Annotated in this window: 21 protein-coding genes and 1 pseudogene; 10 read left to right on the top strand and 12 right to left on the bottom strand. The window is 69.2% G+C overall.

Going from position 1 to position 26,835, the window contains the following annotated elements:
* Positions 1 to 27: 27 nt before the first annotated feature.
* Positions 28 to 879 (top strand): trypsin-like serine protease, encoded by an 852-nt coding sequence (locus AB7E03_RS11735; protein ID WP_489941582.1) that lies wholly within the window; start codon positions 28 to 30, stop codon positions 877 to 879.
* A 66-nt stretch (positions 880 to 945) separates the two neighbouring features.
* Positions 946 to 1,068 carry a type B 50S ribosomal protein L36 gene (gene ykgO / locus AB7E03_RS11740; protein WP_089907341.1) on the top strand — a complete coding sequence of 41 codons (123 nt, stop codon included), beginning with the start codon at positions 946 to 948 and terminating at the stop codon, positions 1,066 to 1,068.
* Positions 1,069 to 1,131: 63 nt separating this feature from the next.
* On the opposite strand, the gene AB7E03_RS11745 is transcribed toward ykgO, so the two are convergent.
* The 8 genes and pseudogenes from AB7E03_RS11745 to AB7E03_RS11780 form a co-directional block, all read right to left on the bottom strand.
* Entirely contained in the window at positions 1,132 to 1,863 is a 732-nt protein-coding gene (locus AB7E03_RS11745; protein WP_489941583.1) for a flavodoxin family protein, read from the bottom strand.
* A gap of 112 nt (positions 1,864 to 1,975) precedes the next feature.
* Positions 1,976 to 2,965 (bottom strand): aldo/keto reductase, encoded by a 990-nt coding sequence (locus tag AB7E03_RS11750; RefSeq protein WP_489941584.1) that lies wholly within the window; start codon positions 2,963 to 2,965, stop codon positions 1,976 to 1,978.
* Positions 2,934 to 3,215, bottom strand: coding sequence for a glycoside hydrolase family 95-like protein (locus AB7E03_RS11755; protein WP_489942906.1), 282 nt, complete (start codon positions 3,213 to 3,215; stop codon positions 2,934 to 2,936). The genes AB7E03_RS11750 and AB7E03_RS11755 overlap by 32 nt, the downstream gene beginning before the upstream one ends.
* Positions 3,213 to 5,348, bottom strand: a pseudogene (locus tag AB7E03_RS11760) (glycosyl hydrolase family 95 catalytic domain-containing protein); the annotation flags it as partial. The pseudogene AB7E03_RS11760 and the gene AB7E03_RS11755, both read right to left, overlap by 3 nt.
* A complete protein-coding gene (locus AB7E03_RS11765; RefSeq protein ID WP_489941585.1) occupies positions 5,345 to 6,289 on the bottom strand; it encodes an acetylxylan esterase in 945 nt (314 codons plus the stop codon). The pseudogene AB7E03_RS11760 and the gene AB7E03_RS11765, both read right to left, overlap by 4 nt.
* Complete coding sequence (locus tag AB7E03_RS11770) at positions 6,286 to 7,374, bottom strand: enolase C-terminal domain-like protein (protein ID WP_489941586.1); 1,089 nt, start codon at positions 7,372 to 7,374, stop codon at positions 6,286 to 6,288. The genes AB7E03_RS11765 and AB7E03_RS11770 overlap by 4 nt, the downstream gene beginning before the upstream one ends.
* A 57-nt stretch (positions 7,375 to 7,431) precedes the next feature.
* Positions 7,432 to 10,029, bottom strand: a complete 2,598-nt coding sequence (locus AB7E03_RS11775; protein ID WP_489941587.1) for a X2-like carbohydrate binding domain-containing protein — start codon at positions 10,027 to 10,029, stop codon at positions 7,432 to 7,434.
* A 93-nt stretch (positions 10,030 to 10,122) separates the two neighbouring features.
* Entirely contained in the window at positions 10,123 to 12,321 is a 2,199-nt protein-coding gene (locus AB7E03_RS11780) for an alpha-galactosidase (RefSeq protein ID WP_489941588.1), read from the bottom strand.
* An 87-nt stretch (positions 12,322 to 12,408) separates the two neighbouring features.
* Here AB7E03_RS11780 and AB7E03_RS11785 point away from each other — a divergent pair, with 87 nt between their 5' ends.
* From AB7E03_RS11785 to AB7E03_RS11800, 4 genes are read left to right on the top strand one after another with little or no spacing between them, the layout of a single operon-like run.
* On the top strand, positions 12,409 to 14,820 hold the full coding sequence (locus tag AB7E03_RS11785; protein ID WP_489941589.1) for a glycosyl hydrolase family 95 catalytic domain-containing protein: 2,412 nt from the start codon (positions 12,409 to 12,411) through the stop codon (positions 14,818 to 14,820).
* A 14-nt stretch (positions 14,821 to 14,834) separates the two neighbouring features.
* Positions 14,835 to 16,001 carry an ROK family protein gene (locus tag AB7E03_RS11790; protein ID WP_489941590.1) on the top strand — a complete coding sequence of 389 codons (1,167 nt, stop codon included), beginning with the start codon at positions 14,835 to 14,837 and terminating at the stop codon, positions 15,999 to 16,001.
* Between the two features lie 10 nt (positions 16,002 to 16,011).
* Positions 16,012 to 16,863: a fumarylacetoacetate hydrolase family protein gene (locus tag AB7E03_RS11795; RefSeq protein WP_489941591.1), complete on the top strand. Its 852-nt coding sequence runs from the start codon at positions 16,012 to 16,014 to the stop codon at positions 16,861 to 16,863.
* Positions 16,864 to 16,891: 28 nt separating this feature from the next.
* Positions 16,892 to 17,638: an SDR family NAD(P)-dependent oxidoreductase gene (locus tag AB7E03_RS11800; RefSeq protein WP_489941592.1), complete on the top strand. Its 747-nt coding sequence runs from the start codon at positions 16,892 to 16,894 to the stop codon at positions 17,636 to 17,638.
* Positions 17,639 to 17,644: 6 nt separating this feature from the next.
* Here AB7E03_RS11800 and AB7E03_RS11805 read toward each other — a convergent pair whose 3' ends face one another.
* The gene (locus AB7E03_RS11805) at positions 17,645 to 18,484 is read right to left on the bottom strand and encodes an amidohydrolase family protein (RefSeq protein ID WP_489941593.1); all 840 of its coding nucleotides are present in this window, start codon (positions 18,482 to 18,484) and stop codon (positions 17,645 to 17,647) included.
* 52 nt (positions 18,485 to 18,536) lie between these two features.
* Between AB7E03_RS11805 and AB7E03_RS11810 the strand changes: the two genes are divergently transcribed.
* The 4 genes from AB7E03_RS11810 (at position 18,537) to AB7E03_RS11825 (ending at position 22,999) form a co-directional block, all read left to right on the top strand.
* Positions 18,537 to 19,631, top strand: coding sequence for a mandelate racemase/muconate lactonizing enzyme family protein (locus tag AB7E03_RS11810; protein WP_489941594.1), 1,095 nt, complete (start codon positions 18,537 to 18,539; stop codon positions 19,629 to 19,631).
* A gap of 29 nt (positions 19,632 to 19,660) precedes the next feature.
* Positions 19,661 to 20,362 carry a GntR family transcriptional regulator gene (locus tag AB7E03_RS11815; RefSeq protein WP_489941595.1) on the top strand — a complete coding sequence of 234 codons (702 nt, stop codon included), beginning with the start codon at positions 19,661 to 19,663 and terminating at the stop codon, positions 20,360 to 20,362.
* A 97-nt stretch (positions 20,363 to 20,459) separates the two neighbouring features.
* Positions 20,460 to 21,743, top strand: coding sequence for an enolase C-terminal domain-like protein (locus AB7E03_RS11820; RefSeq protein WP_489941596.1), 1,284 nt, complete (start codon positions 20,460 to 20,462; stop codon positions 21,741 to 21,743).
* Positions 21,737 to 22,999 carry an alpha-hydroxy acid oxidase gene (locus tag AB7E03_RS11825; RefSeq protein WP_489941597.1) on the top strand — a complete coding sequence of 421 codons (1,263 nt, stop codon included), beginning with the start codon at positions 21,737 to 21,739 and terminating at the stop codon, positions 22,997 to 22,999. Before AB7E03_RS11820 ends, AB7E03_RS11825 begins: the two co-directional genes overlap by 7 nt.
* 197 nt (positions 23,000 to 23,196) lie before the next feature.
* Here AB7E03_RS11825 and AB7E03_RS11830 read toward each other — a convergent pair whose 3' ends face one another.
* From AB7E03_RS11830 to AB7E03_RS11840, 3 genes are all read right to left on the bottom strand, one after another.
* Positions 23,197 to 24,879 (bottom strand): type 2 periplasmic-binding domain-containing protein, encoded by a 1,683-nt coding sequence (locus AB7E03_RS11830; protein WP_489941598.1) that lies wholly within the window; start codon positions 24,877 to 24,879, stop codon positions 23,197 to 23,199.
* A gap of 82 nt (positions 24,880 to 24,961) precedes the next feature.
* Complete coding sequence (locus AB7E03_RS11835; protein ID WP_489941599.1) at positions 24,962 to 25,912, bottom strand: carbohydrate ABC transporter permease; 951 nt, start codon at positions 25,910 to 25,912, stop codon at positions 24,962 to 24,964.
* Positions 25,906 to 26,814, bottom strand: a complete 909-nt coding sequence (locus AB7E03_RS11840) for an ABC transporter permease (protein ID WP_489941600.1) — start codon at positions 26,812 to 26,814, stop codon at positions 25,906 to 25,908. Before AB7E03_RS11840 ends, AB7E03_RS11835 begins: the two co-directional genes overlap by 7 nt.
* Positions 26,815 to 26,835: the final 21 nt, after the last annotated feature.

Below are 26,835 nucleotides of genomic sequence, written 5' to 3' on the forward strand. Positions count from 1 at the left end.
ACCGCTTCGAGATCCAAAGGGGGATCCATGCGTAAAGGAATCCTGGCCGCCGCCATCGCGTTGACCACATTCGCCGGGCTGGCCGTCGGCGCACCCGCTGTCGCCAGCACGGGCGGGGCTGCCGACGGGACAAAGCATCCTGACGTCGGCCTGATCCTGTTCTACGACGCGGACGGGCGCTTCCGGTGCTCGGCGACGCTGGTGTCGCCGACCGTCGTGGTGACCGCCGCCCACTGCACCTCGGGGACGCTGGGCAAGACGCTGGTCACGTTCGACTCCGTGATCGCCGAGCAGCCGCCCGCGCCGTTCCCGGTGGCCGCCGACCCGAGGGTCGGGTACACCGCCGCCGAGATCGCCGCCGCCGGCTACCTCTCCGGAACGGCGTACACCCACCCGAACTACTCGGACTTCACCGACACCGCGAACTGGAACGACGTCGGCGTCATTGTGCTCGATCACCCCGTGGCCTCGTTCGGCTCCGGCTACCCCCAGCTCGCGCCCGTCGGCACGCTGGATGCGATCAAGACCAGCAACCTGTCGAAGACCTTGTTCACCGCGGTCGGTTACGGCACAGAAGTCCGTAAGCCGGAGTCCGGACCCCAGAAGCCGCAGCCGATGAGCTACCCGCTCATCCGCCGCTATGTGGACATGCCCGGCCAGAAACTGACACCGCAGATCCTGCAGACGAACGGCAATCCGAACGACACGAGAGGGACAGGCGGAACCTGCTTCGGCGACTCGGGCGGGCCGGTGTTCCTCGGTGATCAGCTGGTCGCCGTGACCAGCTACGGTCTGACGGCGAACTGCCGCTACATCGGTGGCTACCAGCGTCTCGACATCCCGGTGGTCGACTCCTGGCTGGCGACGTTCGGGGTGTAGCCGCGGGTGAATAAATCGCGGCCCTCCGTTGTTATTGAGAATAGGTTTCAACAAGGGAGGTCCGTTATGAAGGTACGCAACTCATTGAGCTCGCTCAAGGCGATGCCCGGCGCTCAGGTGGTGCGTCGCCGGGGCCGCACGTTCATCATCAACAAGAAGAACCCGCGGATGAAGGCCCGCCAGGGCTAAGGAGCACGCGGAAGGAAGGGCGCAGGGTCACCGACCCTGCGCCCTTCGGCGTCGACCCGCCGCTCAGGACCGGTATTCGGGATTGGGGAAGTCGAAGCGCGTTCCGGCGTCCCACTCCCGGCGCTGGTTGCCGTGAGCGGGGAAGCCGCCCGCGTCCTTCAGCAGGCGAGCGAGGTGGAGGAGGTTCCAGGTGAGGAAGGTCGTGTTCCTGTTGGTGAAGTCGTTGTCGAAGCCCACGCGACCGCCGTCGCCGAGGTCGTCACCGTAGCTCGGGCCGGGGCCGGCCTCCCCGATCCATCCGGCGTCCGCCTGCGGCGGCACCGCGTAGCCGATGTGCTGCAGGCTGTACAGGATGTTGGACGCGCAATGCTTGATGCCGTCCTCATTGCCGGTGATCAGGCAGCCGCCCGTCCGGCCGTAGTAGAGCCATTGGCCCTTCTCGTTCAGCTCGCTCGAGTGCGCATACAGCCGCTCGATCACCTTCTTGGTCTCGCTGCTGTTGTCGCCGAGCCAGATCGGGCCGGCGATCACGAGGATGTCCGCGGCAAGCACTCGGGGAAAGAGCTCAGGCCACGCATCCACCTCCCAGCCATGCTCGCGCATGTCGGGGTAGACGCCGGAAGCGATCGGGTGGTCGACCGAGCGGAACTGATCGACCTCCACCCCGTTCCCCACCATGATCGACGCGCTCGCGTCGATCAGCGACTGCGTGTGGCTGCGACCCGGCGACCGGGTCAGCGTCGTGTTGATGAACAGTGCGCGCAGATCGCTGTAGTCGGTGTCCCGGGAGCTCATGGGTCTCACGGTAGAGAGCGGACGGCAACCTGGCTACAGAGCCATCGAAACGTGCGGCGGCCCGGATGCAGGAAAAAGTCGGTCGCATCCTCAATCAAGAGGTCCAGCGCGGTCACACCGGGATTTCTCCGAGCTCCGCCCACAACTCCTCGGGAATCGGTGCATCCCTCAATCGGGCGTTGGCCGAGACCTGGTCGGGTGTGTCGGCGCCCAGTACCACGGTCGAGACGGCCGGATGGCGGAGGGGGAACTGCACGGCCAGCTGCGGGACGGTCACGCCGTAGGAGGCCGCGATGTCTGCGATGCGGTTCGTCCGCGCGACGACCTGGGCAGGCGGCTCCGCGTAATCGAAGCGCGCGTGAGCGAGTGGCCGCTCTGTTGCAAGGAGGCCCGAGTTGAACACGGCAGCGACCACGACCTGCACCCCGCGTTCCTGCGCCGCGGGCAGCAGGTCGTCGGCGGCCGAACGGTCGAGCAGCGTGTAGCGACCGGCGCACATCACCACGTCGAGGTCCGTCTCGCGGACGAAGCGGGTCAGCATGGCCGACTGGTTCATCCCGGCTCCGTATGCACGGATGACGCCCTGCGACCGCAGCTCGTCGAGCGCCGGGAAGGCGGATTCGAGCGCCTCCCGCTGGTGCTCGTCCGGGTCGTGGACCAGCAGCAGGTCGATGCTGTCCACGCCCAGCCGCGCGAGGGAGTCCTCGACCGAACGCAAGACGCCGTCGCGGGAGTAGTCGACGCGCCGCCGCTCGGTGGCGGGGACGTCGAACAGGTTCGCGACGTCGGTGTCGCCCGGGCGGTAGTCCGGGTTCGGCTCGATGAGGCGGCCGACCTTCGTCGAGAGCACGTAGTGGTCGCGCGGGAGGCCGCGCAGTGACTCCCCTAGTCGCCTTTCGGAGAGGCCGAGTCCGTAGTGCGGCGCGGTGTCGAAGTACCGGATGCCCGCGTCCCACGCCGCGGGCACGATGCCGCGCCAGACATCGTCCGGGCGGGCACCGTAGAGGTTGCCGAGCGCCGCCGCGCCGTAACCGATCGGGCCGAGGGGGAGCGGCAGACGACTGTCGCGGTCAGCCCGCGGCTCGGAGGAAGGAGTCGGCATCCAGCGTCACCTCCTCGCCCGGTTCGAGGGTCAGCGCCAGACGGGCATCGCCGTGTCGTACGACGACCTCGCCGGCGCCTGCCGTGCGCGTCAGGGTCGCCCGCATGAATGCGCCGCGCTCCCACTCCAGCTCGACAGCGACGCCGCCGCGCGCACGGAGGCCGATCGCAGAGCCCGCGGACCAGCTCGGCGGAAGGGCAGGCAGGAGCACGATCTCGCCGGCGTGGCTCTGCAGCAGCAGTTCGGCGATCGCAGCGGGGAGGCCGAGGCTGACGTCGACCTGGAACGGCCAGTGAGCCCGCAGGAACGTCGGGACGAGTCCGCCCCACGCCCACCGCGGCGCACCACGCAGTTCCGGGTCGCCCTCGGGCGGCAGGAACGTACTCCGCAGCACCGCCTCGGCCGCGGCTCCATCGCGCAGCCTGGCACGGAGCGCGATCGACCAGGTCCAGGGCCAGCCCTCGGCGGGATGCGACCTCCCGGACACGAAACCCGCGGCGGCGTCCGCGAGCTCAGGATCGCGGTCGGTGTCGATCCGGCCGAGCGGGTACAGGCTCACCAGCGCCGAGAAGTGGCCGTGCGCCGGGTTCGGATCGTCGCGGTCGACGTGCCACTCGCGGATGCGGTCGTCGGCGCCGATAGCGTCCGGCTCGATCCGCGGCAGGGCAGCGCGGGCACGAACGACCAGCTCATCCTCGTCGCCTCCCAGCACGACCGCGGCCTCCACGAGATCGCCGAGGATCTGTGAGATCAGCGCGCGGTCGATGGCCGTCGCCCGGTCGATCGCCGCGACGCCGTCGCCGTGCACGAAGTGGTTCTCCGGCTAGGTGGACGGGTTGGTCACGAGCCACCGTCCGCCCTCATCGACCAGCCAATCGAGCGCGAAGGCGGCCGCCCCATGGAGGATGGGCCACGCACGCCTCTCCAGCCACGCGCGGTCGACGGTGAAGCGGAAGTGCTCCATCAGGTGCGTCGTCAGCCACGTGCCGCCGGTCATCCAGATGGCCCACGCGGGGTCGGCCTGACCGCGGCCGACGGGCAGCGGCCAGCCCCAGAGGTCTGTGTTGTGGTGGCCGACCCATCCGCGCGCGCCATAGAGGGCGTTCGCGGCGACGGCGCCGGTCTCGGCCATGACCTCGAGCAGGTGCACGAGCGGCTCGACGGTGTCGGCCAGTCCGGTGGTCTCGGCGGCCCAGTAATGCATGGGGACGTTGATGTTCGTCGTGTAGTTCGACGACCACGGCGGCCGGATGTCGTCATTCCACAGCCCCTGCAGGTTCACCGCCGGCCCGCCCGCTCTGGACGAGGAGACGAGCAGGTAGCGGCCGTACTGGAAGAGCGCAGGGGCGATGGCGGCCTGGTCGCCGTCGTCGGGCAGGCGGTCGACGACCACCTCATCCGGTGTCCCGGCCAGCCGGAAGGAGGCGGCAGTGAGGAGGGGGCGCACGTCGGCGATGTGCCGGCGCAGGGCCTGGTCGGCCGGGGGCCGGAGCGCCTCCTGCGCTCGCGCCGTCGCTCGGGTCAGGTGCCGATCAAGCCCGGGGGCGGAGGTGCGATCGCGAAACCAGTCCTCCGCGGCCGTCGAGGAGGCGACCGCGATCCGGACGGTCGAGGCGTCCCGGATCTCCAGGACGTCGCCGACGACCGCCTGCTCGCCGTCCGTGGTGATCGCCGCCACCGCCGCCGCCACGTTCTCCCAGCCGTCGACCACGCCGTCCGCGGGGTGGCCGGGACGAACCGGGTCACCGGCCCAGCGGAAGCCGTCGACATCCGTCTCGTGGAGCGGCGCGCCGTCCACGGGGACCTCGACGCCGACCTTCAGGATGCCGGGGGCGATCTGCAGCGACCGCTGCCGCAGTCGCGTGGTCAGCTGGAGCGAGACGTCGAAGCGCCCGCGCTCGGCAGTGAGCTCGACGTGGATCGCATCGTCAGGCCGGCTCGCCCAGGATCGGCGCACGACGGACACGAGGTCGTTCCAGATGCGGTCGGTGTAGACGGCGTCCTCCAGGTCGAGCGTGCGCTGCTCGAAGGCGAAGGATGCGCCCGCCGCGCTGAACCGCGCCCGCAGGTCGACGTATGGCAGGAATTCCTGACTATAGGTGCCCTCGAACGCCATCAGCTTGCGCTCGGCGTCATCCAGGCGATCCTCACGGACGGCCTTCCGCACCTCCTCGAGCGCCTCCGGGCCAGCGCCGGCGCGCACCAGCGCATCGAGCTCGGCGCGCCACGCATCGGGCGCTCCCGACCACACGGTGCCGTCGTTGACCTGCAGGTGGAAGCCGTCCGTCCCGCCGAGGATCATCGCGCCGAGCCGGCCATTGCCGATGGGGCACCCGTCGATCCACCGGCTGGGCGGTCCCTCCCAGCGCAGCCGCCGCGTCATGCGTCGCTCCCGGTTCCGCCGGCCGCGCCGATGCCGAACCGCTCGCGAAGGATTGCCAACGCGCCCTGGCGGTCGGCCGTTCCGCCGGCCTCATGCCCGGCCCCTGGCCACTCTCTGAACGTCACGGGCGACGCGTAGGCGTCGGCCGCCGCACGCGCCGTCTCCGGTGGGCAGATGTCGTCGTCGAGTCCATCGCTGATCCAGCCGGGTGCGACGGCGTGCCGTGCGGACGTCACCCCGTCCACGTACGAGAGCGTGCGCGCGACGACCTCAGCGCGATCGGGATGCTCGCTGAGGTACTCGCGCACCTCGAGCCACGGTCCCTGAGCCGCCAGCCGGATGCCGTCCGGCGCGTCGGTGAGGAACGGCGCCTGGGCGAGCACGGCGACGAGGTCCGGAACGAGCGCGCCGACGCCCAGGGCGATACCGCCGCCCTGGCTGTTGCCGATCGCTGCGACGTGCGTCCCGTCCACCTCGGCGAGCGAGCGCAGCACGTCGACTGCGCGCGCGGCATCCACGAAGACGCCCCGGTAGTAAGAGGTGCGCGGGTCCTCGACGCCCTCCAGGAGGTGCCCGATGCTGCCACCGCCCTGCCGGTGAGTGTCGAGGAGCAGCTGCGCGAACCCCGCCGCCGGCCAGGTGAGGTCGTCGATCGGCGAGAGGCGACCGGCGCCGTAGCCGTTCGCGTGCACCACGGCCGGGACAGGACCGGTGCGGTGGTGGGGCAACCGCAGCCAGCCGCGCACCCGCCGGCCCTCGTGACCGGCGAACGAGACGTCGAACACATCGATGGCGGAAAGGCCGGTGTCGACCAGCTCACGGCGAAGGTCGAGTGGATGCCGGCGAGCGCCATCCAGCGCCTCCGCCCAGAACGCGTCGTAGTCGTCGGGCGTCGGCAGCGGCTCGCAACCGAGCAGAGCCGGGAACTCGGGGCGGCTCATGCGGCGAACCGTTCCAGGCCGGCCGGGTAGTCGAGCCCGGCGGGGAGGGCGATGCCGGGAGCGGTCGGCGCCCGCAGCATCCCATCGGCGTCGACCGCCGGCTCACGGCGGACCGGGTGCGAGGTGACGAGCGACTCGTAAAAGGTGGTGTTGGAGATCGCCATGGTCAGATGATGCGTCGGGATGTCCGATCCGTGCACCTCGGCCCGGAGCAGGAAGGAGTCGGCGAGGTGCGCTGTGCGCATGGCGCCGGTGATGCCGCCCCGCAGGTTCGAGCTCGTGCGGACGCCGAACGTGGCGGCGCCGGCACGGATGAAGTCCGCGGAGTTCATGTGAGCGCCGTCGGAGGTCTCGCCCACCAGCAGGGGGATGCGCACCGACCGGGCCAGCTGCGCGTACGCGGTCACGCTGAACTCGCGCATCGGCTCCTCGTACCAGAGGTATCCGGCGTCCGCGAGTGCATCGCCCAGGTAGAGCGCGTCGGGCAGGTCGAACCCTGCGGATCCGTCGTACATGAGGGGGATGTCGTCGCCGACGTGCTCGCGCAGCGCGAGGGACAGCTCGGCATCCCGGCGGGCGTCACCCCACGCGTGCAGCTTCACACCCCGGTAGCCGAGGGCGAGGGATTGGTCGGCCACGTCGAGGAACTCGGCGATGTCGGCGAACGTGCTCGTCGACGCGTAGGCGGGGATCTCGGTGCGGAACCCTCCGAGCAGCTGCCAGACGGGCATGTCGTAGAGGCGCGCGGCCAGGTCCCAGAGTGCGGTGTCGACCAGCCCGAGCACGAAGAGGGGAAGCTCGTGGATGCGGTCGAGTTCCCACACCCGGTGCCACAGCCACTCCCGCTGCAGCGGATCCGCTCCGATCAGCTCCGGCCGGAACACGTTCTCGGTGAGGTACGAGAGCATCGCCCAGGCGCCAGGGCGCGACAGGAACGCGACACCCTCCGCGCCGGTGTCGGTGCCGATGCGGAGGACGGCGCCGTCGCCGCTCGCCGGGCTGCCGCTCAGGCCCGTCCGCCAGCGGAAGGGCGGGTCGGCGGGCGGGACGGGGACGCGGAACGCATCCACGTGCGTGATCTTCATTTGCGGTGCTCCAGAGCAAGGGGTGGGCCGGGCCGGGTGCCCGGCCCACCCGGGGGATCAGCGGACGGTGTAGCGGACGGCGTCCGTGCGCATCACGTCGCCCGACTCCTTCACGGCCATGAAGGTGTGCTTGCCGTTGCGCAGCCCCGAAGTGCTGAACAGCGTCTGCTGCGTGCGACGGGTATCGCTGTGCGTGTCGACGCGCTTCACGAGCTTGCCGTCGATGTACACGTCGACGACGCCCTGATCGGGGCCGCTCGGACCGACCCAGTCGACACCCGTCCCGGTGAAGGCGTACGACACCGAGGCGCCGGCATCCTTCGTCGAGTGGATGTCGTCCAGGTAGTCGCCCCGGAAGCCGACGTTCACCGTGGCGGCGCCGACCGGGAGCGTCCCGAGGTACTTCGTGCTCAGCGTGACGGTGGACCCGGACACGGTGTAGTCGGTGCCCTTCGCGAGCGCCTTGCCGTTCGCCGTGATCCCGGTGAACTCGTCGGGGTCGCGGAGGACCGAGAAGGTCGCCGGGGCCGGCGCCTTGGTGTCGAAGGACACCGAGGACGGGTCGATCAAGTTCGGCTGGATGACGTCCAGCCGGTCGATCAGCATGAACTGGCCGGACTTCATCACCACGCGCAGCGTGTGCTGCCCATTGGTGAGGTCGTTCGTCGTGAAGACCGTCTGCTGGGCGGTGTGCGAAGCGGTCGGGATGTGAGCGCTGATCGTCTTAACCAGCTGCCCGTCGATGTACACGTCCGCGTCGCCCTCCGAGGAGTCGAGCTCGGTCACGTACGAGACACCGGTGCCGGTGAAGGTGTACGAGAACGAGTCGCTGCCGGGATGTTCGGCGTAGTGCACGTCATCCTGGTAGTCACCGAAGCTGCGGCCGTTGCTGTAGCCCCACTGGCCGGAGTAGACGATGCCGGGGTCGGAGTCGTTGACGCTCGTGGTGCGCGTCGGCCCGGTGGAGGTGGACGGCGCGGGCGTGCCCGTGTCCGTCACGTTCACCGTGAGCGGCTGCGAGGTCGCAGCGACCTCGGCCCCGCCGTTGCGCGTCCAGGTGCCGCCGTACTTCATCCCGAGTGCGTCGTCGTTGACCGTCGCGGTCGCGCCCTTGCCCGGCGTCACCTTCAGCAGCCGGACGCCGTGGATCGGCACGTCGGAGGCGGTGAAGCCGGTGGCGGCGCGGCCCAGGTCTTTGCGGGCCCACAGATCGCGGACCGTCGCCGGGCCGGTGAGTCCGATGTCGGACCACTTCGCGGTCACATCCGACTCGGCGCGGCCCAGGTTGAACAGCGCGACGGTGTAGCTGCCGTCGGCGTTCAGGGCGTACCAGACCTGCTGCTTCGAGGTCGTGGCGACGGGACGGGCGGGCACGCCCGCCTGATCGACGGCGACGACCTCGGGGTTGGTGAGGAGGTCGACGCCCAGCTTGTCGAGGTTCGTCAGGTCGTTGCCGGTGTACATCGGCACGGCCGAGATCGCCCACAGAGTGGTGGCCGTGCGCCGCTCATCCGGGGTGAGGCCGTCCATCTTGCCGTTGCCGACGTCGAGCGAGTCGAAGTCGTTCCAGCCTCCTGGACCCGCGTGCCGCCACCAGTCGGCCGCTCGCGGGAAGAGCCGGTTGATGTTGTCCCACTGGGTGAGGGCTTCGCCGCTGCAGTAGCACTCGACGTCCCAGTCCACGCGCCAGCCGTTCGCGTACTGCTTCCAGTAGTCGGCGTAGTTGATGTCGAGCGCCCAGGAGAGCTCGAACCAGATGTTGTGCGCCTTCAGCGCCTTCGACCACGCGGCGACGTCGTCGCGCGCATCCACCGAGCCGTCGCTGATGCCCGAACCGGGGGTGACGCTGTCGAACTTGACGAAGTTCACGCCCCAGGCCGCCAACTCGTCGACGATGGAGTCGATGTACTTCTGCGAACACGGGTTCGAGAAGTCGATGCGGTAGCCGATCTTCCAGTAGTCGGCCTGCTGGAGCGGCTGCTTCAGGATGTCGTGCGTGGTGCATCCCGGCGCGTTCGCGATCGGGTATGCCTTCTCGGCCAGCTCCAGCGAGATGCCGGGGATCAGGTACACGCCGAACTTCTGGCCGTTGGCGTGCACGTGGTCGATGACCTTCTTCAGCCCCTGCGGGTAGAGGGTCGCACTCGGAGTGGGCCGGCCGTTGGCGTCGACCCCGTCGTTCCAGCCGGCGTCGACGTTGATGCGGTCGTAGCCGGCCTTGCCCAGCTTGGCCTTCATCGCGTCGGACTGGGCGATGAGCTGGTCGGCGGTGATCCACTTCGAGTTACCCGAGTAGACCTGCATGCTGTAGCTGCTCCAGCCGAGGTACGGCTTCTGGGCCCACGGGTCGGCGGTGGAGGCCGCGGGCGGGATGGGCGTGGGCACGTCGGCCGTCTTGGATGTGGCAGTCGCCTTCGGCGCGGCCGTCGGCTTCGGCGTGGTGCTGGGCTTCGGCGTTGCGGTCGACGTCGGCGTCTCGGTCGGCGTCGGAGTGGCGCTCGGCGTGGCGCTCGGCGTGGAGGTCGGCTCGGGCGTGGTCGTAGGCGCGGGTGTCGCTGTGGCGGGCAATGCGGCGCCCGCCATCAGTCCCAGCGCCGCGACCATCACGGTCGCGGCCTGCAGGCCGCGACGCGCGCGTGGTGTCGTGCGGGTCATGCGTTCTTCCTCTCTGAAGAGCCCGGCGCGTCGGCGCGTCGAGCGGTGATGCGGTGGGCCGTCTGTGGGTGTGGAGCGAACGCGTCGCCCGGGTCAGTGGCGGATCAGGTCGAACAGCATCCCCTGCTGCGGATTGAGGGTGGGCATGGGTACACCGGCCACGGCGAGAACGGAGCCGGGCAGCGCCACGCCCTCTGGGGCGTGGGCAGCGGCGATCCAGGAGGGATCCGCGCTCTGGTGCCGGCTGGCCTCCCCGAACTCATGACGGATGCGGACCGTGTACCGGGCGTCCGCGTCGAGCCCCGGGAATCGGACCCGCCCGGACTGCCCCGGCGCCGAGGTGGCCAGCCGCGCCCAGGTGTAGAGCGCGCGGCCGCCGTCCTGTGCCACGATGCCGGTCAATGCGGTGGCGTCGTCGGCCAGGTCGGCGTTGACCACCCGGCCGGAGTGGACGAGCTCGCGAAGTTCGCGGTAGACCGCGCTCCAGCGGGCGATCGCCTCCAGCTCGTCGTCGTCCGCCTCCTGCAGGTCCCACTCGATGCCGGCGTGGGCGGTGATGGCGACCACCAGCCGGAAGGACAGATCCGTCCGCCGAGAGGTGGTGTGCGAGCGGGCCGCGCCGAGGTGTGAGCCGATGAGCTCCGGCGGGACCAGCATCCGCGTCCAGCGCTCGATCTGCAGGCGTTCGACCGGGTCGTTGCAGTCGGAGGCCCAGACGCGGTCGGTGCGCTGCAGGATCCCGAGGTCGACGCGTCCGCCACCGCCCGAGCAGGTCTCGATCTCGAGGTGCGGGTGCCGAGCGCGGAGCGTGTCCAGCATCCGGTACAGGGCGAGCGTCTGCTCGTGCACCGCAGGGCGGTCGATTCCCGCGTAGCCGCTGACCGCCTCGGACAGGTCGCGGTTGTGATCCCACTTGATGTAGTCGACGGCGTACTCGTCGACGATCGCGCTGATCTGGCCGAGGATGTGCTCGTAGGCGTCCGGGCGGGTGAGGTCGAGCACGTACTGATCGCGTGCCGGTGCCCCGAGCTCGCGCGGTCCGAGCACCCACTCGGGATGGGCGCGCGCCAGATCCGAGTCGAGGTTGACCATCTCCGGCTCGAACCAGATGCCGAACTGCATCCCGTGCTCCCGGACGCGGTCGACCAGCGGCGTGAGACCGTCGGGCCAGACCGTGCGGTCGACGACCCAGTCGCCGAGGCCGGCGTTCGCGTCACGACGGTCGTGGAACCATCCATCGTCGAGTACGAACCGCTCGACCCCGACCCGCGCCGCGCGCTCCACCAGTGCGGTGAGCCGGTCGAGGTCGTGGTCGAAGTACACCGCCTCCCACGAGTTGAGCGTGAGCGGGCGCGGAGAACGGGGATGCGACGGCCGCGCACGCAGGCGACGGTGCAGCCGGTCGGCGATCCCGTCGAGCCCGGCGCCGGACCACACGAAGAGCGCGGTCGGTGCGACGTACCGGTCGCCGTCCCGGAGGGCGATCTCGCCCGGGCGCAGTCCCTCGCCTGCACCGAGTGTGGCCGAGAACGCTCCGGCGCCCTCGGTGAAGCGCTCGACGACGTATTCGCCGTCTCCGCTCCAGGCCAGATGGGTCGCCCACGCCTCTCCACGGGTGAAGCCGAGGTCCTGGGTTCCGGCGACGACCAGGAAGGGCGCGTCGTGGCCCGGCTTGCCGCGGTGGGCGCGTCGCACGTGGCTGCCGAAGAACAGCGGGCCACGCTGCGGTGCCCGTTCCCGGCACCACTTGCCGGTGAAGTCGAGCACGTCGACGGCCCGCTCCGGCACCGGCAGCAGCACGCGCAGGGCGTCCAGCGTGTACGGCGTCTCTGCACCGTCGCGCGCCAGCGCGCCGTCGCGGATCACGGCGACGTCGACGGACAGCACTCCGAACGGATCGAGGACGAGCGTCATGGTCGACCGCAGGCCGGTCATCTCGTCGGCGAGCTCGATCTCGATGACGCCGCCCCGCTCGCCGTCGTCGCGGTAGCGCACGGCCTCGGTCCGCGGACGCGGCGTGGTGGCCGTTCCGGCCGCGTGACCCTCCTGCGCCGGCGTGCCCGCCCATCCCTCGTACTCGGTCGGCCACAGGCTGAACGCACGCGGGATGTCCGGCGAGTTGTTGAGCACAGCGGGGCCGGCGGTCTCGCGGAGGGCCTCGGCCGACGCCTGGTCGAGCACCCCGATGTCGGACCCCCAGTGCAGAACGCGCGGCACGCGTCCCGCCGTGTCGAGGACGAGGGAGGTGCCTGCGGCACGCAGGGCCAGAACGGCGCCATAGCCGTCGAGCATGAAGGGGCTCCTAGAGGATGTCGGTTATTTGACAGTGTCAATTAACCATGCCTAATGTGTCAACTGCAACCCCGACAAGGAAGACCGATGATGATCTCCGACACACCGGCCATACCGCTTTCCGGCGACGAAGAGACCCTTCAACTCGCCTGGCGCGAGCCTGCCACGCACTGGGAAGAGGCCATCCCGATCGGCGACGGGCACCTCGGTGCGATGGTGTTCGGCGGTGCCACCGGTCGCTATCAGGTGAACGACTCCACGGTCTGGTCGGGCACGCCCAGCACACCCGCCGAGGAACTCCGGCGCGTGGTCGCCGAGGGCGCAGGGCCGGACCGGCTCCGGGAGGTTCGCACAGCGCTCGCCGGCGGCGACCTCGACCGGGCGGAGGAGCTGCTCATGACCTTCGAGGGACGCTACAGCCAGGAATTCCTCCCGTTCGTGGACGTATCCGTGGAGCTGCCGGGGGCTACGACCCAGGAGGGCTCTCCCGCGCGTGTGCTGGACCTCGACCGCGCCGTCGTCGAGGAATCACTGCAGCTCGGTTCCGTCCGGGTTCACCGGATCTCCCGCGTCGTCGACCGGACCCTGCTCATCGAGCTCGTCGGGGATGCGCCGATCCCGGAGGTCCGCATCGCCCTGAGCACACCGCTCCGCGAACTCACGCGCACCGTGGCCGACGGGACGCTCTCGCTGAACATCGCCGTCCCCATCGACGGCGCGCCCCTTCACGAACAGTCCGTCGTCCCGCCGCTGCGTTACGCGGATCCGGATGACGGAACGTATGACGGCTTCGCCACCGCGTTCCTCGCGGTGCGAAGTGACGGCACGACGGACGCGGGAGATTCGGGTCTCACCGTCCGTCATGCCCGTCGCCTGCTGATCGCCCTCTCGTCGTCGACCCGCGCTGAGTCGTGGTGGGCCGGCGCGGACGACGAGTGGCGGACCGTCTCCACGGAGACGATCCGGGACCGCGCAAGGTCCCGCGTCCTCGGCGCTCTCGCCGGGGCCTCGGAACCACTCTCGGATGACGAACCGCGTCATCCGAGGGCGGCGCGGTTCGCGATCGGCGGCAGGCGCGAAGGGCGGTGGGATGTGGAGTCCGACATCCTTCGCGGGGGTGACGACGGGCTGAAGGCGACCGTCGCCGCCGAATGGGGCCGGTACCTCCTCACGTCGTCCTCGCGGGCCGGCGGCCCCGCCGCCAACCTGCAGGGAATCTGGAACGGCGAGCTGCGTCCCGCCTGGTCCTCGAACTACACGATCAACATCAACACCCAGATGAACTACTGGGCGGCCGGCCCGTTGGGCGTGACCGACAACGCCGAGCCCCTGATCGCGCTCGTCGAGCGCCTCGCCGCCACCGGCCGCGACGTCGCCCGCGAGCTCTACGGCTGCCGCGGCTGGGTCGCACACCACAACAGCGACCTGTGGGGCTGGAGCCTGCCCGTCGGCATGGGACACGGAGCGCCCAGCTGGGCGATCTGGATGATGGGTGGCGTCTGGCTCACCCACTCGCTCTGGGACCACTACGAGTTCGCCGCCGATGACGATTTGCTCCGCGAACGCATCTGGCCGCTCCTGCGCGGGGCCGCCGAGTTCTGCCTCGACTGGCTGCAGGTGGGCGAGGACGGCGTCGCCTTCCTCGCTCCCTCCACCTCCCCCGAGAACTCCTATGTCGACGCAGACGGGACGCCTCGCGCGCTCGGTCTCACGGCGACGATGGATCGCGAGCTGATCCAATCCCTCTTCCAGCGCACGCTCCGAGCGCTCGACGTGCTCGGAGCGGACGACCCGCTGCGCCCCGAGATCGAGGCGGCGCTCGCCGCCCTGCCCGAACCGGGCATCGGCCGCGACGGACGGCTGCTCGAATGGTCCGAGGAGGTCACGGAGCACGAGCCCGCCCACCGCCACCTGTCGGCGCTGGTCGGTCTCTACCCTCTCGACCTCATCACTCCTCAGGACACACCGGCGCTCACCGAGGCTGCGCGGCGGTTCCTCGATGCCCGCGGGCCCGGCGCGATGGGATGGTCGTGGGCGTGGAAGATCGCGCTCCGCGCCCGCCTGGGCGACGGCGACGCGGCGCACGACCTGCTGGATCAGGCACTCACCCCCTACGACGGCGACGCCCGCCGCCACGGACCGGTCGACGGCTCCGAGTGGGGCGGCCTCCTTCCGAACCTCTTCAGCACGCACCCGCCGTTCCAGATCGACGGCAACCTCGGGTTCCCGGCGGCGATCGCAGAGCTGCTGCTGCAGAGCCACGCGGGGATCGTCCAGCTGCTGCCCGCACTCCCCACGGCGTGGCCCGACGGCCATGTGCTGGGCCTCGGCGCACGCGGCGGCCTGACCGTCGACCTCGTCTGGTCCGGCGGACGCCTCGAGTCGGCGGTGCTGCACAACGTGCGCCCAGCGTCGCGCGAGGTCCGGGTGCGTTACGGGACCACCGAGATCGACCTCAATATCCCCGGCGGGGGCGAATGTGAGGCATCCTTCAGGTGATGCACGGAGAACCCATGAACGACGAGACGCAGACGCGGACCGCGCTGCTCGGATCGTCGTCGGATGCGGCAACCCGCGTCTTCACCACCATCCTCACCCGCAGTCCGATCAGCCGCATCGACGTCTCCCGGCTCACCGGGTTGTCGCAGGCCGCCGTGACCAAGGCGGTCACCCCGCTCGTCGCCGCGGGTCTCGTCAACGACTCCCTCGAAGCGACGCCGACCGGCCTGCCCGGCCGACCGGTGAATCCTGTCGCGGTCGTGCCGGACGCCGTCGTCGCCCTGGGTGTGAAGGTGAACGTCGACGAACTGGTCGGCGTCGCGACCGACCTCACCACCCGCATCATCAGCTCCGACCGCCTGCCGCTCACCTCGCACGATCCGGTCGCGGTCGCCGACGCCATCGTGGAGCTGTACGGACGCCTCCAGGAGGGGCTCGGCGGCCTGAAGTCCCGACTGGCGTGCATCGGCGTCGCCGTGTCGGGCGACGTCGACAGTGAGACCGGTGTGGTCCGAGACTCTGCCCAGATGGGCTGGCGGGGCGTCGACCTCGGCGCGTCCCTGCGTGAGCGCCTCAGCCCGAGCATCGTGGTCGTGAACGATGTCAGCGCGCTGACGATCGGCGAGCACTGGTTCGGGGTGGGACTCGGCACCAGCTCGTTCGCGATCGTCACCATCGGCCGCGGAATCGGGAGCGGCCTGCACCTGAACGGCGAGGTCGTCGAGGGTGCCTACGGCGTGGCCGGCGAAATCGGCCACCTCCCCCTCACCTCGCCCGACCGCATCTGCGCGTGCGGGCGGCGCGGGTGCGTGGAGGCGGTCGCTGCGACCAGCGCGATCATCGCTGCGGTCTCCGCCGCGCACGACAGGCCCGTCTCCCTCGAGGAGGCGGTCGAGCTGGCCCGCGCGGGCGACACCGCCGCCGTCCAGGCGTTCGGCGAAGCGGGCGCCGTCATCGGCGCCGCCATCGCCAGCCTGGTGAACATGGTCGGCCCCGAACTCGTCATCATCGGCGGAGAGGGTGTCGCCAACTTCGACCTGTTCGAGGAGTCGCTGCGCCGCACCTACACCGAGCACGTGTTCGGATCAGCTGACCGCTGCCGCATCGTCGTCCGGCCCCACACCTTCGAGGACTGGGCGCGCGGCGCCGCCGCGACCGCTATCCGCTCCCTCGTCGTCTGAAAGGAACCCCATGCATTTCCTGCGCCTCGGCGATCCCGGTGCCGAGATCCCCGCCGTCAGCGACGGCACCACCACCTGGGATCTCCGCTCCCTCACTGCAGACATCGACGGCGCCTTCCTCGCCGCGGGCGGCCTCGCACGGGCCGAGGCCGCTGCGGCCGCCGGCGAGCTGCCCGAGCTCGACCCGGCAGGGCTCCGCATCGGCGCCCCGATCGCCCGGCCCCAGGCCGTGATCTGCATCGGGATGAACTACGCCGCGCATGCGCGCGAGTCCGGATCCGAGCCGCCGAGCGACATCGTCGTCTTCTACAAGCACCCCAACACCGTCGTCGGTCCGTACGACGACATCCTCCTGCCGCCCGGCTCGACGACCACCGACTGGGAGGTCGAGCTGGCCGCGGTCATCGGAACCCGCGCGCGATACCTCGACTCGCCCGAGGAGGCGCTGGCGCATGTCGCCGGCTTCGCCGTGGCCAACGACGTGTCGGAGCGCGAGTACCAGCTCCAGCGGTCGCTCGGGCAGTGGAGCAAGGGCAAGAGCTTCGAGACGTTCAACCCGCTCGGCCCGTGGCTGGTGCCGACCGCGCAGGTCGGCGACGGATCCGGCCTGAACATCGGCTCCCGCGTCAACGGCGAGCGCCGGCAGGAGTCGTCCACCAGCGACCTCATCTTCGGCGTCGCCGAGATCGTGCACCGCCTCAGCCGCTTCATGGTGCTGGAGCCCGGAGACCTCATCAACACCGGAACCCCGGAGGGCGTCGGATTGTCCGGCCGCTTCCCCTACCTCGCGGCCGGCGACATCGTCGAACTGGGCATCGAGGGGCTGGGCGAGCACCGCTCCGTCGTCCGTCCCGCGTCCTGAGCCCGCCCTCGACCTGCAAGGAGAACCCATGTCCCACTTCGACGGACTCGTCGCCGCCGTCACCGGCGGCGCCTCCGGCCTCGGCCGGGCCATCGCGGACGAGCTGGCCTCGCACGGCGCCCGCGTCTTCGCGCTCGACCTCAACCCCGACGCGGTGGAAGCGCCGCACACCGGAGTGCTTTGCGACATCGGCGACGACGCCAGCGTCCGCGACGCCATCAGCAGCGTGGTCGGCGAGGCCGGACGCCTCGACATCGTGATCGCCAACGCCGGCATCGGTGCGCAGGGCGACATCGAGGCGAACGACGACGACGAGTGGATGCGTGTGCTCAACGTCAACGTCATCGGCTCGGCCCGCACGGTCCGTCACGCCCTGCCGCACCTGCGCCACTCGCCTTCGCCTGCGATCGTGCTCACCAGCTCCATCGCCGCGTGGGCGGGCCTGCCCCAGCGCGTGTTGTACGCCGCGTCGAAGGGCGCCATCTCGGCGATGACCCTGGCCATCGCCGCCGACTGCCTGCCGCTCGGCATCCGGGTGAACGCCGTGGCTCCGGGCACCGCCGACACACCCTGGGTGGGACGACTGCTCGGCTCGGCGACTGACCCGGATGCCGAGCGCGCAGCCCTGGAGGCGCGGCAGCCCAGCGGGCGGCTGGTCCAGCCCCAGGAGGTCGCGGAGGCGGTCGCCTACCTCGCGTCGCCGACCTCCGGATCGAGCAACGGCGTCATCCTGCCGGTCGACGGCGGTATGTACTCGCTGCGGCCGCGCCGCTGAGGCCGCTCAGCGCAGACGATAGACCCGCTCGGCGGTGCCGCCCAGCACCTCGCGTCGCTGGTCCTCGTCGAGGCCGGAGAGCAGTGCGAGGGTGCTGCGCATCGTCTGGGCGTAGGTCGTCGCGAGCGTGGACACCGGCCAGTCGCCGCCGAACAGGAGGCGGCCGGGGCCGAACGTCTCCAGCGCCATGTCGCTGAACGGCCGCAGCTCGTCGATCGACGCCCGGTCCGCCGGACCCAACGTGGTCAGCCCGGAGAGCTTCACGAAGACGTTCGGCCGCGCCGCGAGTTCGGTCATCAGGTCGCTCCAGCGGGATGGTCGCGCGGCCGCTCCGACGGGCGGCGTCCCGAGATGGTCGATCACCAGCCGGAGCCCAGGCAGTTCGTCGGCCAGTCCGATCGCGTGCTCGAGGTGGCGCGGGAGCACGCCGATCACGTCGTACGTGAGATCGCGGGAGGCGAGCTGGGCGAGCGACGCGCGCACCTGCGGCTGCCCCAGCCAGTCCGGATCCGGCTCGTCGTGGATGAGGTGGCGCAGCCCGACCAGCGGGCCCGACGCCGCGTAGTCGTCCAGCGTCGGGGCGAGGCCGTCGGGGTCGAGTAGGTCCGCCCAGCCGACCACGCCCGCGACGACCGGTGCGTCAGCGGCGACGGCGAACATCGCCGCTGTGTCGTCGGCCGTGTTCGCGGCCTGCACCAGCACCGCGCCGTCGACGCCGGACGCGCGCAGCTGCGGCTCGACCTCGGCGATGCCGAACGTGCGGTTGATCTTCTCCGGTGCCTGTGCGAGCCACGCATAGTGGCCGTGCTCGAGATCCCAGAGGTGGAGATGCGCGTCGATGGTCACTGCAATATCCTATAGGCAATAGCATTTCAGCCCTAGAGGAGACCGGAGTCCCATGACCGACGGAACGATCGTCAGCGCCGAAGCCTGGCTCAGCGACCTGGCGGTGGAGACCGTCCGCACCGACGCGGTCCAGTCGTTCCTGAAACAGGAGACGATCTTCGTAAGGCTGCGCACCGCCGGAGGAGTGGAGGGACTCGGCTACAGCTACACGATCGGCACCGGTGGCCGCGCCGTCCTCAGCCTCCTCCGCGAGACGCTGCTGGAGGTGGTCCTCGGGATGGATGTCAATCGTCCGGAGGAGATCTGGCGCACGCTCCACTCGGCCACCCGCGCCACGACCGTCGGAGTGATCACCTCCCTCGCGCTCGCGGCCGTCGACACGGCGGTGTGGGACGCGCGGTGCCGGTCGGCCGGGGTTCCCTTGTGGGTCGCTGCGGGCGGCGCCCAGCCCGACATCCCGCTCTACGACACCGAGGGCGGCTGGCTGCACTTCACCACCGACGAGCTGGTCACGCAGGCGCTGGAGTCGCAGCGCCGCGGACTCGGCGGCGTCAAGATCAAGGTCGGGAAACCTCGGGCCCGCGAAGACTACGAGAGGCTCGCCGCCGTCCGTGCGGCCGTGGGCGACACGATGGACATCATGGTCGACGCCAACCAGTCGCTGACCGCCGCCGAAGCGATCCGCCGGGCCGCGCTGTTCGAGCAGCTCGATATCTTCTGGTTCGAGGAGCCGCTGCCGGCCGACGACATCTCCGGTCACCGCCGCCTGGCCGCCTCGACCAGCGTCCCGATCGCCGTCGGCGAGTCGATGTACTCGGTCGGGCACTTCCGCGAGTACCTGCAGTCGGAGGCGGCGTCGATCGTGCAGGTGGACGTGGCCCGGGTCGGCGGCATCACGCCGTGGTTGAAGGTCGCCCACCTGGCCGAGGCGTTCAACGTGTCCGTCGCGCCGCACTTCCTCATGGAGTTGCACGTCTCCCTGTGCTGCGCCATTCCGAATGCGCTGTACCTGGAGCACATCCCGCAGTTGCGCGCCATCACGCACTCCGAGCTGACCGTGCACGACGGACGAGCCATCGCGCCGTCTACGCCAGGACTCGGTATCGAGTGGAACCTCGAGGCCGTCGACGCTGCCCGAGTCGCGTGAGTCGCGGACGGCCGACCTAGGATGTGCCCATGACCATCCCATCCGGTGAGCGCTTCCTGCCCGCGCGCAGGGCACTGGCCGACGACGTCTACGACGCGGTGCTCGGCCTGCTGATGGACCAGGTCATCGAGCCGGGCAGCCGGGCGAGCATCGACGGCATCGCCAGGCAGCTCAACGTCTCGCCCACCCCGGTGCGGGAAGCGCTCGCGCGGCTCGAGTCGGAGGGTCTCGTCGTCAAGAAGGCGCTGAAGGGGTACACCGCCACTCCCCTGCTCGACGCCTCCGGACTGGAGCAGCTCTTCGAGATGCGGCGGCTGCTGGAGCCGTACGCCGCGCACCGCGCCGCGACCGAGCTCGACGACGGGACGCTCGGCCGGCTGGAGCAGCTGTGCGACGGGATGCGGCGCAGCGGGCGAGCGACGCAGAGCGGCGACGACCGCTTCGAGGACTACAAGGAGTTCGCCGAGCAGGACGCAGAGTTCCACCGCCTCATCGCCGAGCATGCCGGCAACGCGCTCCTCGGTGATGCGATCGGACGGCTTCGCGCGCACACGCACCAGTACCGGATCTACTTCCGTCACGGGGTCGTCGACGAGACGTCGGAGGAGCATCGTGCCGTGCTGCGGGCACTCAGCGCGCACGACCCCGATGGTGCCGAGCGGGCGATGCGCGAGCACATCGACCGGTCGCACGCGCGCATCTCGGCGAGCCTCGCGGAGCAGGCGGACTGATCGCTGTGCCCGTAGCGGCACCGTCGCAGTGCCTCTTCGTTGCCTCGCTTGTGCCTATATCCAATAGGATATTGGAAAGCCGAAGGAGGCCACCCCTGTGAGTACCGTCACCGCGTTCGAAACCGTCGATGTGCGCTTCGAGACATCCGCCATGCTGGACGGCTCGGACGCCATGAACCCCGACCCCGACTACTCCGCCGCCTACCTGCGGCTGACGACGGACGCCGCCGACGGGCACGAGGGCCACGCTTTCGTGTTCACGATCGGCCGAGGCAACGACATCCAGGTCGCCGCCATCGACACGGTCGCCCGACGCATGATCGGCCGGGATGTCGAGGAGATCCTGGACGACCTCGGAGGCCTCTGGCGTGAGCTGGTGCACGACTCGCAGCTGCGCTGGCTGGGGCCGGAGAAGGGTGTGATGCACATGGCGATCGGCGCGGTCGTCAACGCCCTGTGGGACCTCAAGGCGAAGCGCGCAGGCCTGCCGCTCTGGCAGCTGCTCGCGCGCATGACGCCCGAGGAGCTGGTCTCGCTCGTCGACTTCCGCTACCTCTCCGACGCCCTGACACCGGACGAGGCGCTCGCCCTGTTGCGCGCAGCCCAGCCCGGACGGGCGCAACGGGAGGCGGAGCTGCTCGCGACCGGCTACCCCGGCTACACCACGACACCCGGCTGGCTCGGATACTCGGACGACAAACTCCGCAGGCTCGCACGGGAGGCCGTCGACGACGGCTTCGCGCAGATCAAGCTCAAGGTGGGAGACCGGCTCGAGGACGACCTCCGGAGGCTCGCCATCGCCCGGGACGAGGTCGGCCCTGACATCCGCATCGCCATCGACGCCAACCAGCGCTGGGATCGCGATCAGGCGATCGAGTGGATTCGGGCACTCCAGCCCTTCGACCTGGCGTGGGTGGAGGAGCCGACGAGTCCGGACGACATCCTGGCCCACGCGGCCATCGCACGGGAGGTCGCGCCTGTGCCGATCGCGACCGGCGAGCACGGGATGAACCGGGTGCTCTTCAAGCAGCTGCTGCAGGCTGGCGCCACCGCCATCGTCCAGATCGACGCGACGCGGGTCGCCGGCGTGAACGAGAACATCGCCATCCTGCTGCTCGCCGCCAAGTTCGGTGTGCCGGTGTGCCCGCACGCGGGCGGCGTCGGCCTCTGCGAGGCGGTGCAGCACTTCTCGATGTTCGACTTCGTCGCGCTCTCGGGCAGCCAGGAGGGCCGCATGATCGAGTACACCACCCACCTGCACGAGCACTTCGTCTCGCCGGTCCGCCTCGAGAACGGGCGCTATCTCGCCCCGCTCACCCCCGGCAACGGCATGGAGATGCGCGCGGAGTCGCTCCACGACCACCGGATGACCGCATGGTGACCCGTCAGTTTCCTCGTCCGGTCGAGTTGCTGGAGTTGATGCAGTTCAAGCGTCCGGAGCTGAATCTGAAGAAGCGGCGGTTGTCGTCGGCGTTGACGATCGAGGATTTGGCGCGGATCGCTCGCCGGCGCACACCGAAGGCGGCGTTCGATTACACCGAGGGTGCGGCGGAGGGCGAGTTGTCGTTGGCGCGGGCACGGCAGGCGTTTCAGGATGTGGAGTTCCACCCGTCGATCCTGCGGGATGTGTCCACGGTGGACACGTCGTGCCAGATTTGGGGTGGCCCGTCGGCGTTGCCGTTCGGGATCGCACCGACCGGGTTCACCCGGTTGATGCAGACCGAGGGGGAGACCGCCGGGGCGGGGGCTGCTGCGGCGGCGGGGATCCCGTTCACCCTCTCCACCCTGGGCACCACGTCGATCGAGAATGTGAAGGCGGCGAACCCGCACGGCCGGAACTGGTTCCAGTTGTATGTGATGCGGCAACGGGAGATCTCCTACGGTTTGGTGGAGCGGGCCGCGCGGGCGGGGTTCGACACCCTGTTCTTCACGGTGGACACCCCGATCGCCGGGGCCCGGTTGCGGGATAAGAAGAACGGGTTCTCCATCCCACCGCAGTTGACGTTGGGGACGATCGTGAACGCGATCCCCCGCCCGTGGTGGTGGTACGACTTTCTGACCACCCCGAAGCTGGAGTTCGCGTCCCTGTCCGCCACCGGCGGCACCGTCGGTGACCTGCTCAACGCGGCCATGGACCCCTCCATCAACTACGAGGACTTGAAGATCATCCGGGCCATGTGGCCGGGGAAGCTCGTGATCAAGGGCGTGCAGAACGTGGAAGACGCCAAGACCCTGGTCGATCACGGGGTGGATGGGATCGTGCTCTCCAACCACGGCGGACGCCAACTGGACCGGGCACCCATCCCCTTCCACCTGCTCCCATCCGTGGTGCGGGAGGTCGGTCAGCACACCGAGATCGCGATCGACACCGGCATCATGAACGGCGCCGACATCATCGCCGCCTACGCCCTCGGCGCCAAGTTCACCCTCATCGGGCGCGCCTACCTCTACGGCCTCATGGCCGGCGGCCGGGACGGTGTCGACCGCACCATCCAGATCCTCACCGACCAACTCACCCGCACCATGAAACTGCTCCAGGTCAACACCCTCGCCGAACTCGGCCCCCACCACGTCACCCAACTCGCCCGCCTCCAACCGCTGCGCCGCGACCCAGCCCCCGAAACCGCCGACCGCTAACGACGGACAACCCGCCCCGAATCTCCTTCGATTGGCAGTGCTGAAGGAGATTCGGCCGGAATCCGTCTGAATCTCCTTCGATTACCGGCCGCGTCCGCCCCGCGGTAGCCCGCGCGCACACGCGCCCGCACACAAAAAGAACTCTGGTCGAGCCCGCATCCGGGCCCGACCAGAGTTCCTCGCGTTGCTGCTACGCCTTACTTCTTCGACTTGTCGTACGCGGTCTGCAGCGTGCTCAGGTAGTCCTTCAGGCCGAGCCCGTCGAAGCCCTTCACGTACGCATCCCAGTCGGTGTCCAGGTTCTTCGATCCGGTGATGAAGGCCAGGGCGTTCTGCGTCACGTAGTTGTCGATGTTCGTCTGCGCTGTGGCGACCTGCGTGGCCTTGGCCGGGTCCGGCCACACCCGCCACGACGGGTAGATCTGGCTCTCGTCCTCGTGTCCCTTGTACAGCTGGGTGGCTTCGAACAGTCGGCGCTCGTAACCGGAGGTGTCGTAGAGGTCGGTCGGCTCAGCCTGCGACCCGCGGAACGCCTCGTTCTGGTTGTAGGTCGAGAGGGCTCCCCACTGGACGGCGTTCGCCTCATCCTGAGACAGCTGGAGGTTCTTGAACTGGGCCTTCACGCCCGGGTCGAGCGCCTCGTCGCCGGCGTCCGCCTTCGCCCATCCCTTGCCTTCCGGACCGAAGTTGCCGTCGAGCTGTCCCTTCTCGGTGAACAGGTAGTTGACCATCTTGATCGCGGCGACCTGGTCATTCTTCGACGCCTTGTTGGTCAGCAGGAACGTCGCACCGGGGGTGCTGCCGAAGGCGTACGTCGCATAGTCCGCGCCGTCGGGCCCGGTCAGCGGCGGCACAGCGTCGTACTGCTTGTCACGGCCGTCCTTGGCACCCGGGCTCACGAAGATGTACGGGTGGAGTGAGCTGGCGCTGCCGAGCACGACGGGGCCGGAGTTGTTGCCCTCCTGCGCAAGCGCCGCGGGGTTCTGGGTGAACGCTCCCTTGTCGATCAGGCCGGCGTCCCAGAGCGACTTGATGTACTTGAGTCCCTCGCGCCATCCGTCCTTGTTGGCCTGGATGTCGACCTTGCCCTTGTTGAGCACCGTCGTCGACTGGGTGCCCTTGTCCGGGTTCTGCGGGTCGTAGATGAAAGCGTTCATGAAGAAGGGAATGAGGGTGTCGTGCGAGTCACCGCTGAGCGGGATCTCGTCCTGCTTCCCGTCGCCGTTGGGGTCGCCGTTCTTGAACGCCTCGAGGACTTTCGTCATGTCGTCGGTCGTCTTCGGCATCTGAAGCCCGAGCTTCTTCAGCCAATCGGTGTTCATCCACAGCTTCGCCGGGTACTGGATGTGCAAGGTCTCGGCCAGCTGCGGCAGTCCGTAGATCTTGCCGTCCGGGGAGGTCGCCATCGCCTTGTAGTCCGGGTTCTTGTCGAGCACCTTCTGGATGTCGGGGGCGTACTGCTTGATGAGGTCGTTCAACGGGACGGCCACACCCTGCTGTGCGAGCTTCTCGACGTCGACCTGGTTGAACTGGTCCACCCACGGAATGAGCAGGAAGGCGTCCGGGTAGTCGCCGCTAGCCATGAGGATCTGCCGCTTCTCGGGCGCCACCGAGGAGTCCTGGGTGGTGGTCTGCCAGTCGAACTTGATGTTGAACTTCTTCTCGACCTCCTTGGTGAAGGCGTTCGTGGCGAGATCCTGCCCGGTGCCCTGCTGCGCGAAGACGCTCAGGTGTGCCGTCCCGCCGATCTTGTCATCGGCTGCGGACGACTGGGAGGGAGTGCAGGCGGAGAGCGCGAGCAGCGCCGTGCCGCTCAGCGCGACAGCGAGCACTGCCGAGCGCCGACGCCTGCGGGCGCGACTGTCTGTGATGGAAAACATGGTTCCTCCTTTGGAACATGGATCGCGGGACGGGATGTGCAGTGGTGGGTTCGGGGGCGAGGAGTGCAGGTGCCGGCCGGGCTTAGCCCTTGACCGACCCGATGAGCACTCCCTTGTTGAAGTAGCGGGCGACGAACGGGTAGATGACCAGCACCGGGACACTGGTGATCACGATGAGGGCGTATTTGAGCAGGTTGACGAGCTCTTGGTTCTGCGCCTGGGCGGCCAGGTCGTTCGCGCCGCCGTTCGTGGCATTGAGCACCAGGATGTTGCGCAGCACGAGCTGGAGCGGGAACAGATCGGAGCTCTTCAGGTAGAGCAGCGCGTCGAAGTAGCCGTTCCACTGGCCGATCGCGTACATCAGGGCGATGACGGCGATCAGAGGCTTGGAGAGCGGGAGCACCATCGTCCAGAGGAAGCGCCACTCGCTCGCGCCGTCGAGCTCCGCCGCTTCGACCAGCTCTTCTGGGATCGCCGAACGGAAGAAGGTCCGCGCGATGATCACCTGCCAGACCGCGACGGCCTGCGGGAGAAGCAGCGCCCAGCGGGTGTCGAGCAGTCCGAGGTTCTGGACCACCATGTACGTCGGGATCAGGCCGCCGCTGAACAGCATCGTGAACAGCAGGATGGACATGATCACGTTCCGGCCCATGAAGGTCCGGCGCGACAGCGGCCACGCGATGCACACCGTCAACGTCGTACTGATCACCGTGCCCGCCACCATGTAGAACAGCGAGTTCGCGTACCCCATCAGAACCTGCGGGTCGGCCAGCACCGTCTGGTAGCCCTTGAGGGTGAAGTCGACCGGCCAGAGGAACACCTCCCCGGCGGTCACCGCATGCGGTGAGGAGAACGAGCTGGCGAGGATGAACAGCAGCGGCAGGAGCACGACCAGCGCGGCCAGGATGAGGCCGAGGTAGATCACAGTCAGCAGCGCGCGGTCGGAGGGTGATTCCCGGATGCGGCGAGGCTTCTTCGGGCGGGCGTTGACGCGCACCTTGGCACGGTCAGCCAGACGGTCGAGGGTTACCACAGTCCACTCCCACTCACGCGACGTGCCACCCAGTTGACGACGAGGAGCAGCACCAGGTTGATCACCGAGTTGAAGAGGCCGACGGCGGTCGCCGTCCCGAAGTCGGCGTTGAGGATGCCCAGCTTGTAGACATACGTTGCGATGATCTCGGACTGGCCGAGGTTCAGCGGGTTCTGCAGCAGGAAGGCCTTCTCGAATCCGATCGCCATGATGTTGCCGACGCTCAGGATCAGGACGATCATCGCCGTCGGCATGATCCCGGGGATGTCCACATGCCAGATCTTGCGGAGCCGGGAGGCGCCATCCACCTTCGCCGCCTCATAGAGCGACGGATCGATCCCCGACAGCGCCGCCATGTAGATGACCGCGGAGTACCCGGCCGTCTGCCAGACATCCGACCACACGTACACGTGCCGGAAGTAGTCGGGATCGCCGAGGAAGTCCGGCGCCGGGACCCCGAAGAATCCGAACACCTCGCTGAGGATGCCCATTCTCGGGGCCATGATCAGGATCAGCATCGACACGACCACGACCGTCGAGATGAAGTAGGGCGCGTACGTGACCAACTGCACGGTCTTCTGGAACCAGCGGTGGCGCACCTCGTTGAGGGCGAGGGCGAGGATGATCGGGATGGGGAAGCTCGCCAGCACCGCGTAGCCGGACAGCAGGAGGGTGTTTGCGAGCAGCGTGGGGAACTGCGGGTTCTGCAGCATCAGCTGGAAGTTGGTCCAGCCGACCCACGGGCTCCCCCACACCCCGAGAACGGGGCTGTAGTTCTTGAAGGCGATGATCGCGTTGGAGATCGGCACGTACTTGAAGATCACGAAGTACGCGAGAGGCAGGATCGTGAGCAGATAGAGCTGCCAGTGACGCCGGAGGGCGATCCGCCAACGCTGGCCCACGCTTCGCCGGCGACGCGGCAC

Source organism: Leifsonia sp. RCC_180 (assembly GCF_058138205.1).

Bases quoted from the DNA above. Each gene is read 5' to 3' on its own strand.
- AB7E03_RS11735 (WP_489941582.1), top strand. From the start codon at position 28: ATGCGTAAAGGAATCCTGGCCGCCGCCATCGCGTTGACCACATTCGCC.
- ykgO (WP_089907341.1), top strand. From the start codon at position 946: ATGAAGGTACGCAACTCATTGAGCTCGCTCAAGGCGATGCCCGGCGCT.
- AB7E03_RS11745 (WP_489941583.1), bottom strand. From the start codon at position 1,863: ATGAGCTCCCGGGACACCGACTACAGCGATCTGCGCGCACTGTTCATC.
- AB7E03_RS11750 (WP_489941584.1), bottom strand. From the start codon at position 2,965: ATGCCGACTCCTTCCTCCGAGCCGCGGGCTGACCGCGACAGTCGTCTG.
- AB7E03_RS11765 (WP_489941585.1), bottom strand. From the start codon at position 6,289: ATGAGCCGCCCCGAGTTCCCGGCTCTGCTCGGTTGCGAGCCGCTGCCG.
- AB7E03_RS11770 (WP_489941586.1), bottom strand. From the start codon at position 7,374: ATGAAGATCACGCACGTGGATGCGTTCCGCGTCCCCGTCCCGCCCGCC.
- AB7E03_RS11775 (WP_489941587.1), bottom strand. From the start codon at position 10,029: ATGACCCGCACGACACCACGCGCGCGTCGCGGCCTGCAGGCCGCGACC.
- AB7E03_RS11780 (WP_489941588.1), bottom strand. From the start codon at position 12,321: ATGCTCGACGGCTATGGCGCCGTTCTGGCCCTGCGTGCCGCAGGCACC.
- AB7E03_RS11785 (WP_489941589.1), top strand. From the start codon at position 12,409: ATGATGATCTCCGACACACCGGCCATACCGCTTTCCGGCGACGAAGAG.
- AB7E03_RS11790 (WP_489941590.1), top strand. From the start codon at position 14,835: ATGAACGACGAGACGCAGACGCGGACCGCGCTGCTCGGATCGTCGTCG.
- AB7E03_RS11795 (WP_489941591.1), top strand. From the start codon at position 16,012: ATGCATTTCCTGCGCCTCGGCGATCCCGGTGCCGAGATCCCCGCCGTC.
- AB7E03_RS11800 (WP_489941592.1), top strand. From the start codon at position 16,892: ATGTCCCACTTCGACGGACTCGTCGCCGCCGTCACCGGCGGCGCCTCC.
- AB7E03_RS11810 (WP_489941594.1), top strand. From the start codon at position 18,537: ATGACCGACGGAACGATCGTCAGCGCCGAAGCCTGGCTCAGCGACCTG.
- AB7E03_RS11815 (WP_489941595.1), top strand. From the start codon at position 19,661: ATGACCATCCCATCCGGTGAGCGCTTCCTGCCCGCGCGCAGGGCACTG.
- AB7E03_RS11825 (WP_489941597.1), top strand. From the start codon at position 21,737: ATGGTGACCCGTCAGTTTCCTCGTCCGGTCGAGTTGCTGGAGTTGATG.
- AB7E03_RS11830 (WP_489941598.1), bottom strand. From the start codon at position 24,879: ATGTTTTCCATCACAGACAGTCGCGCCCGCAGGCGTCGGCGCTCGGCA.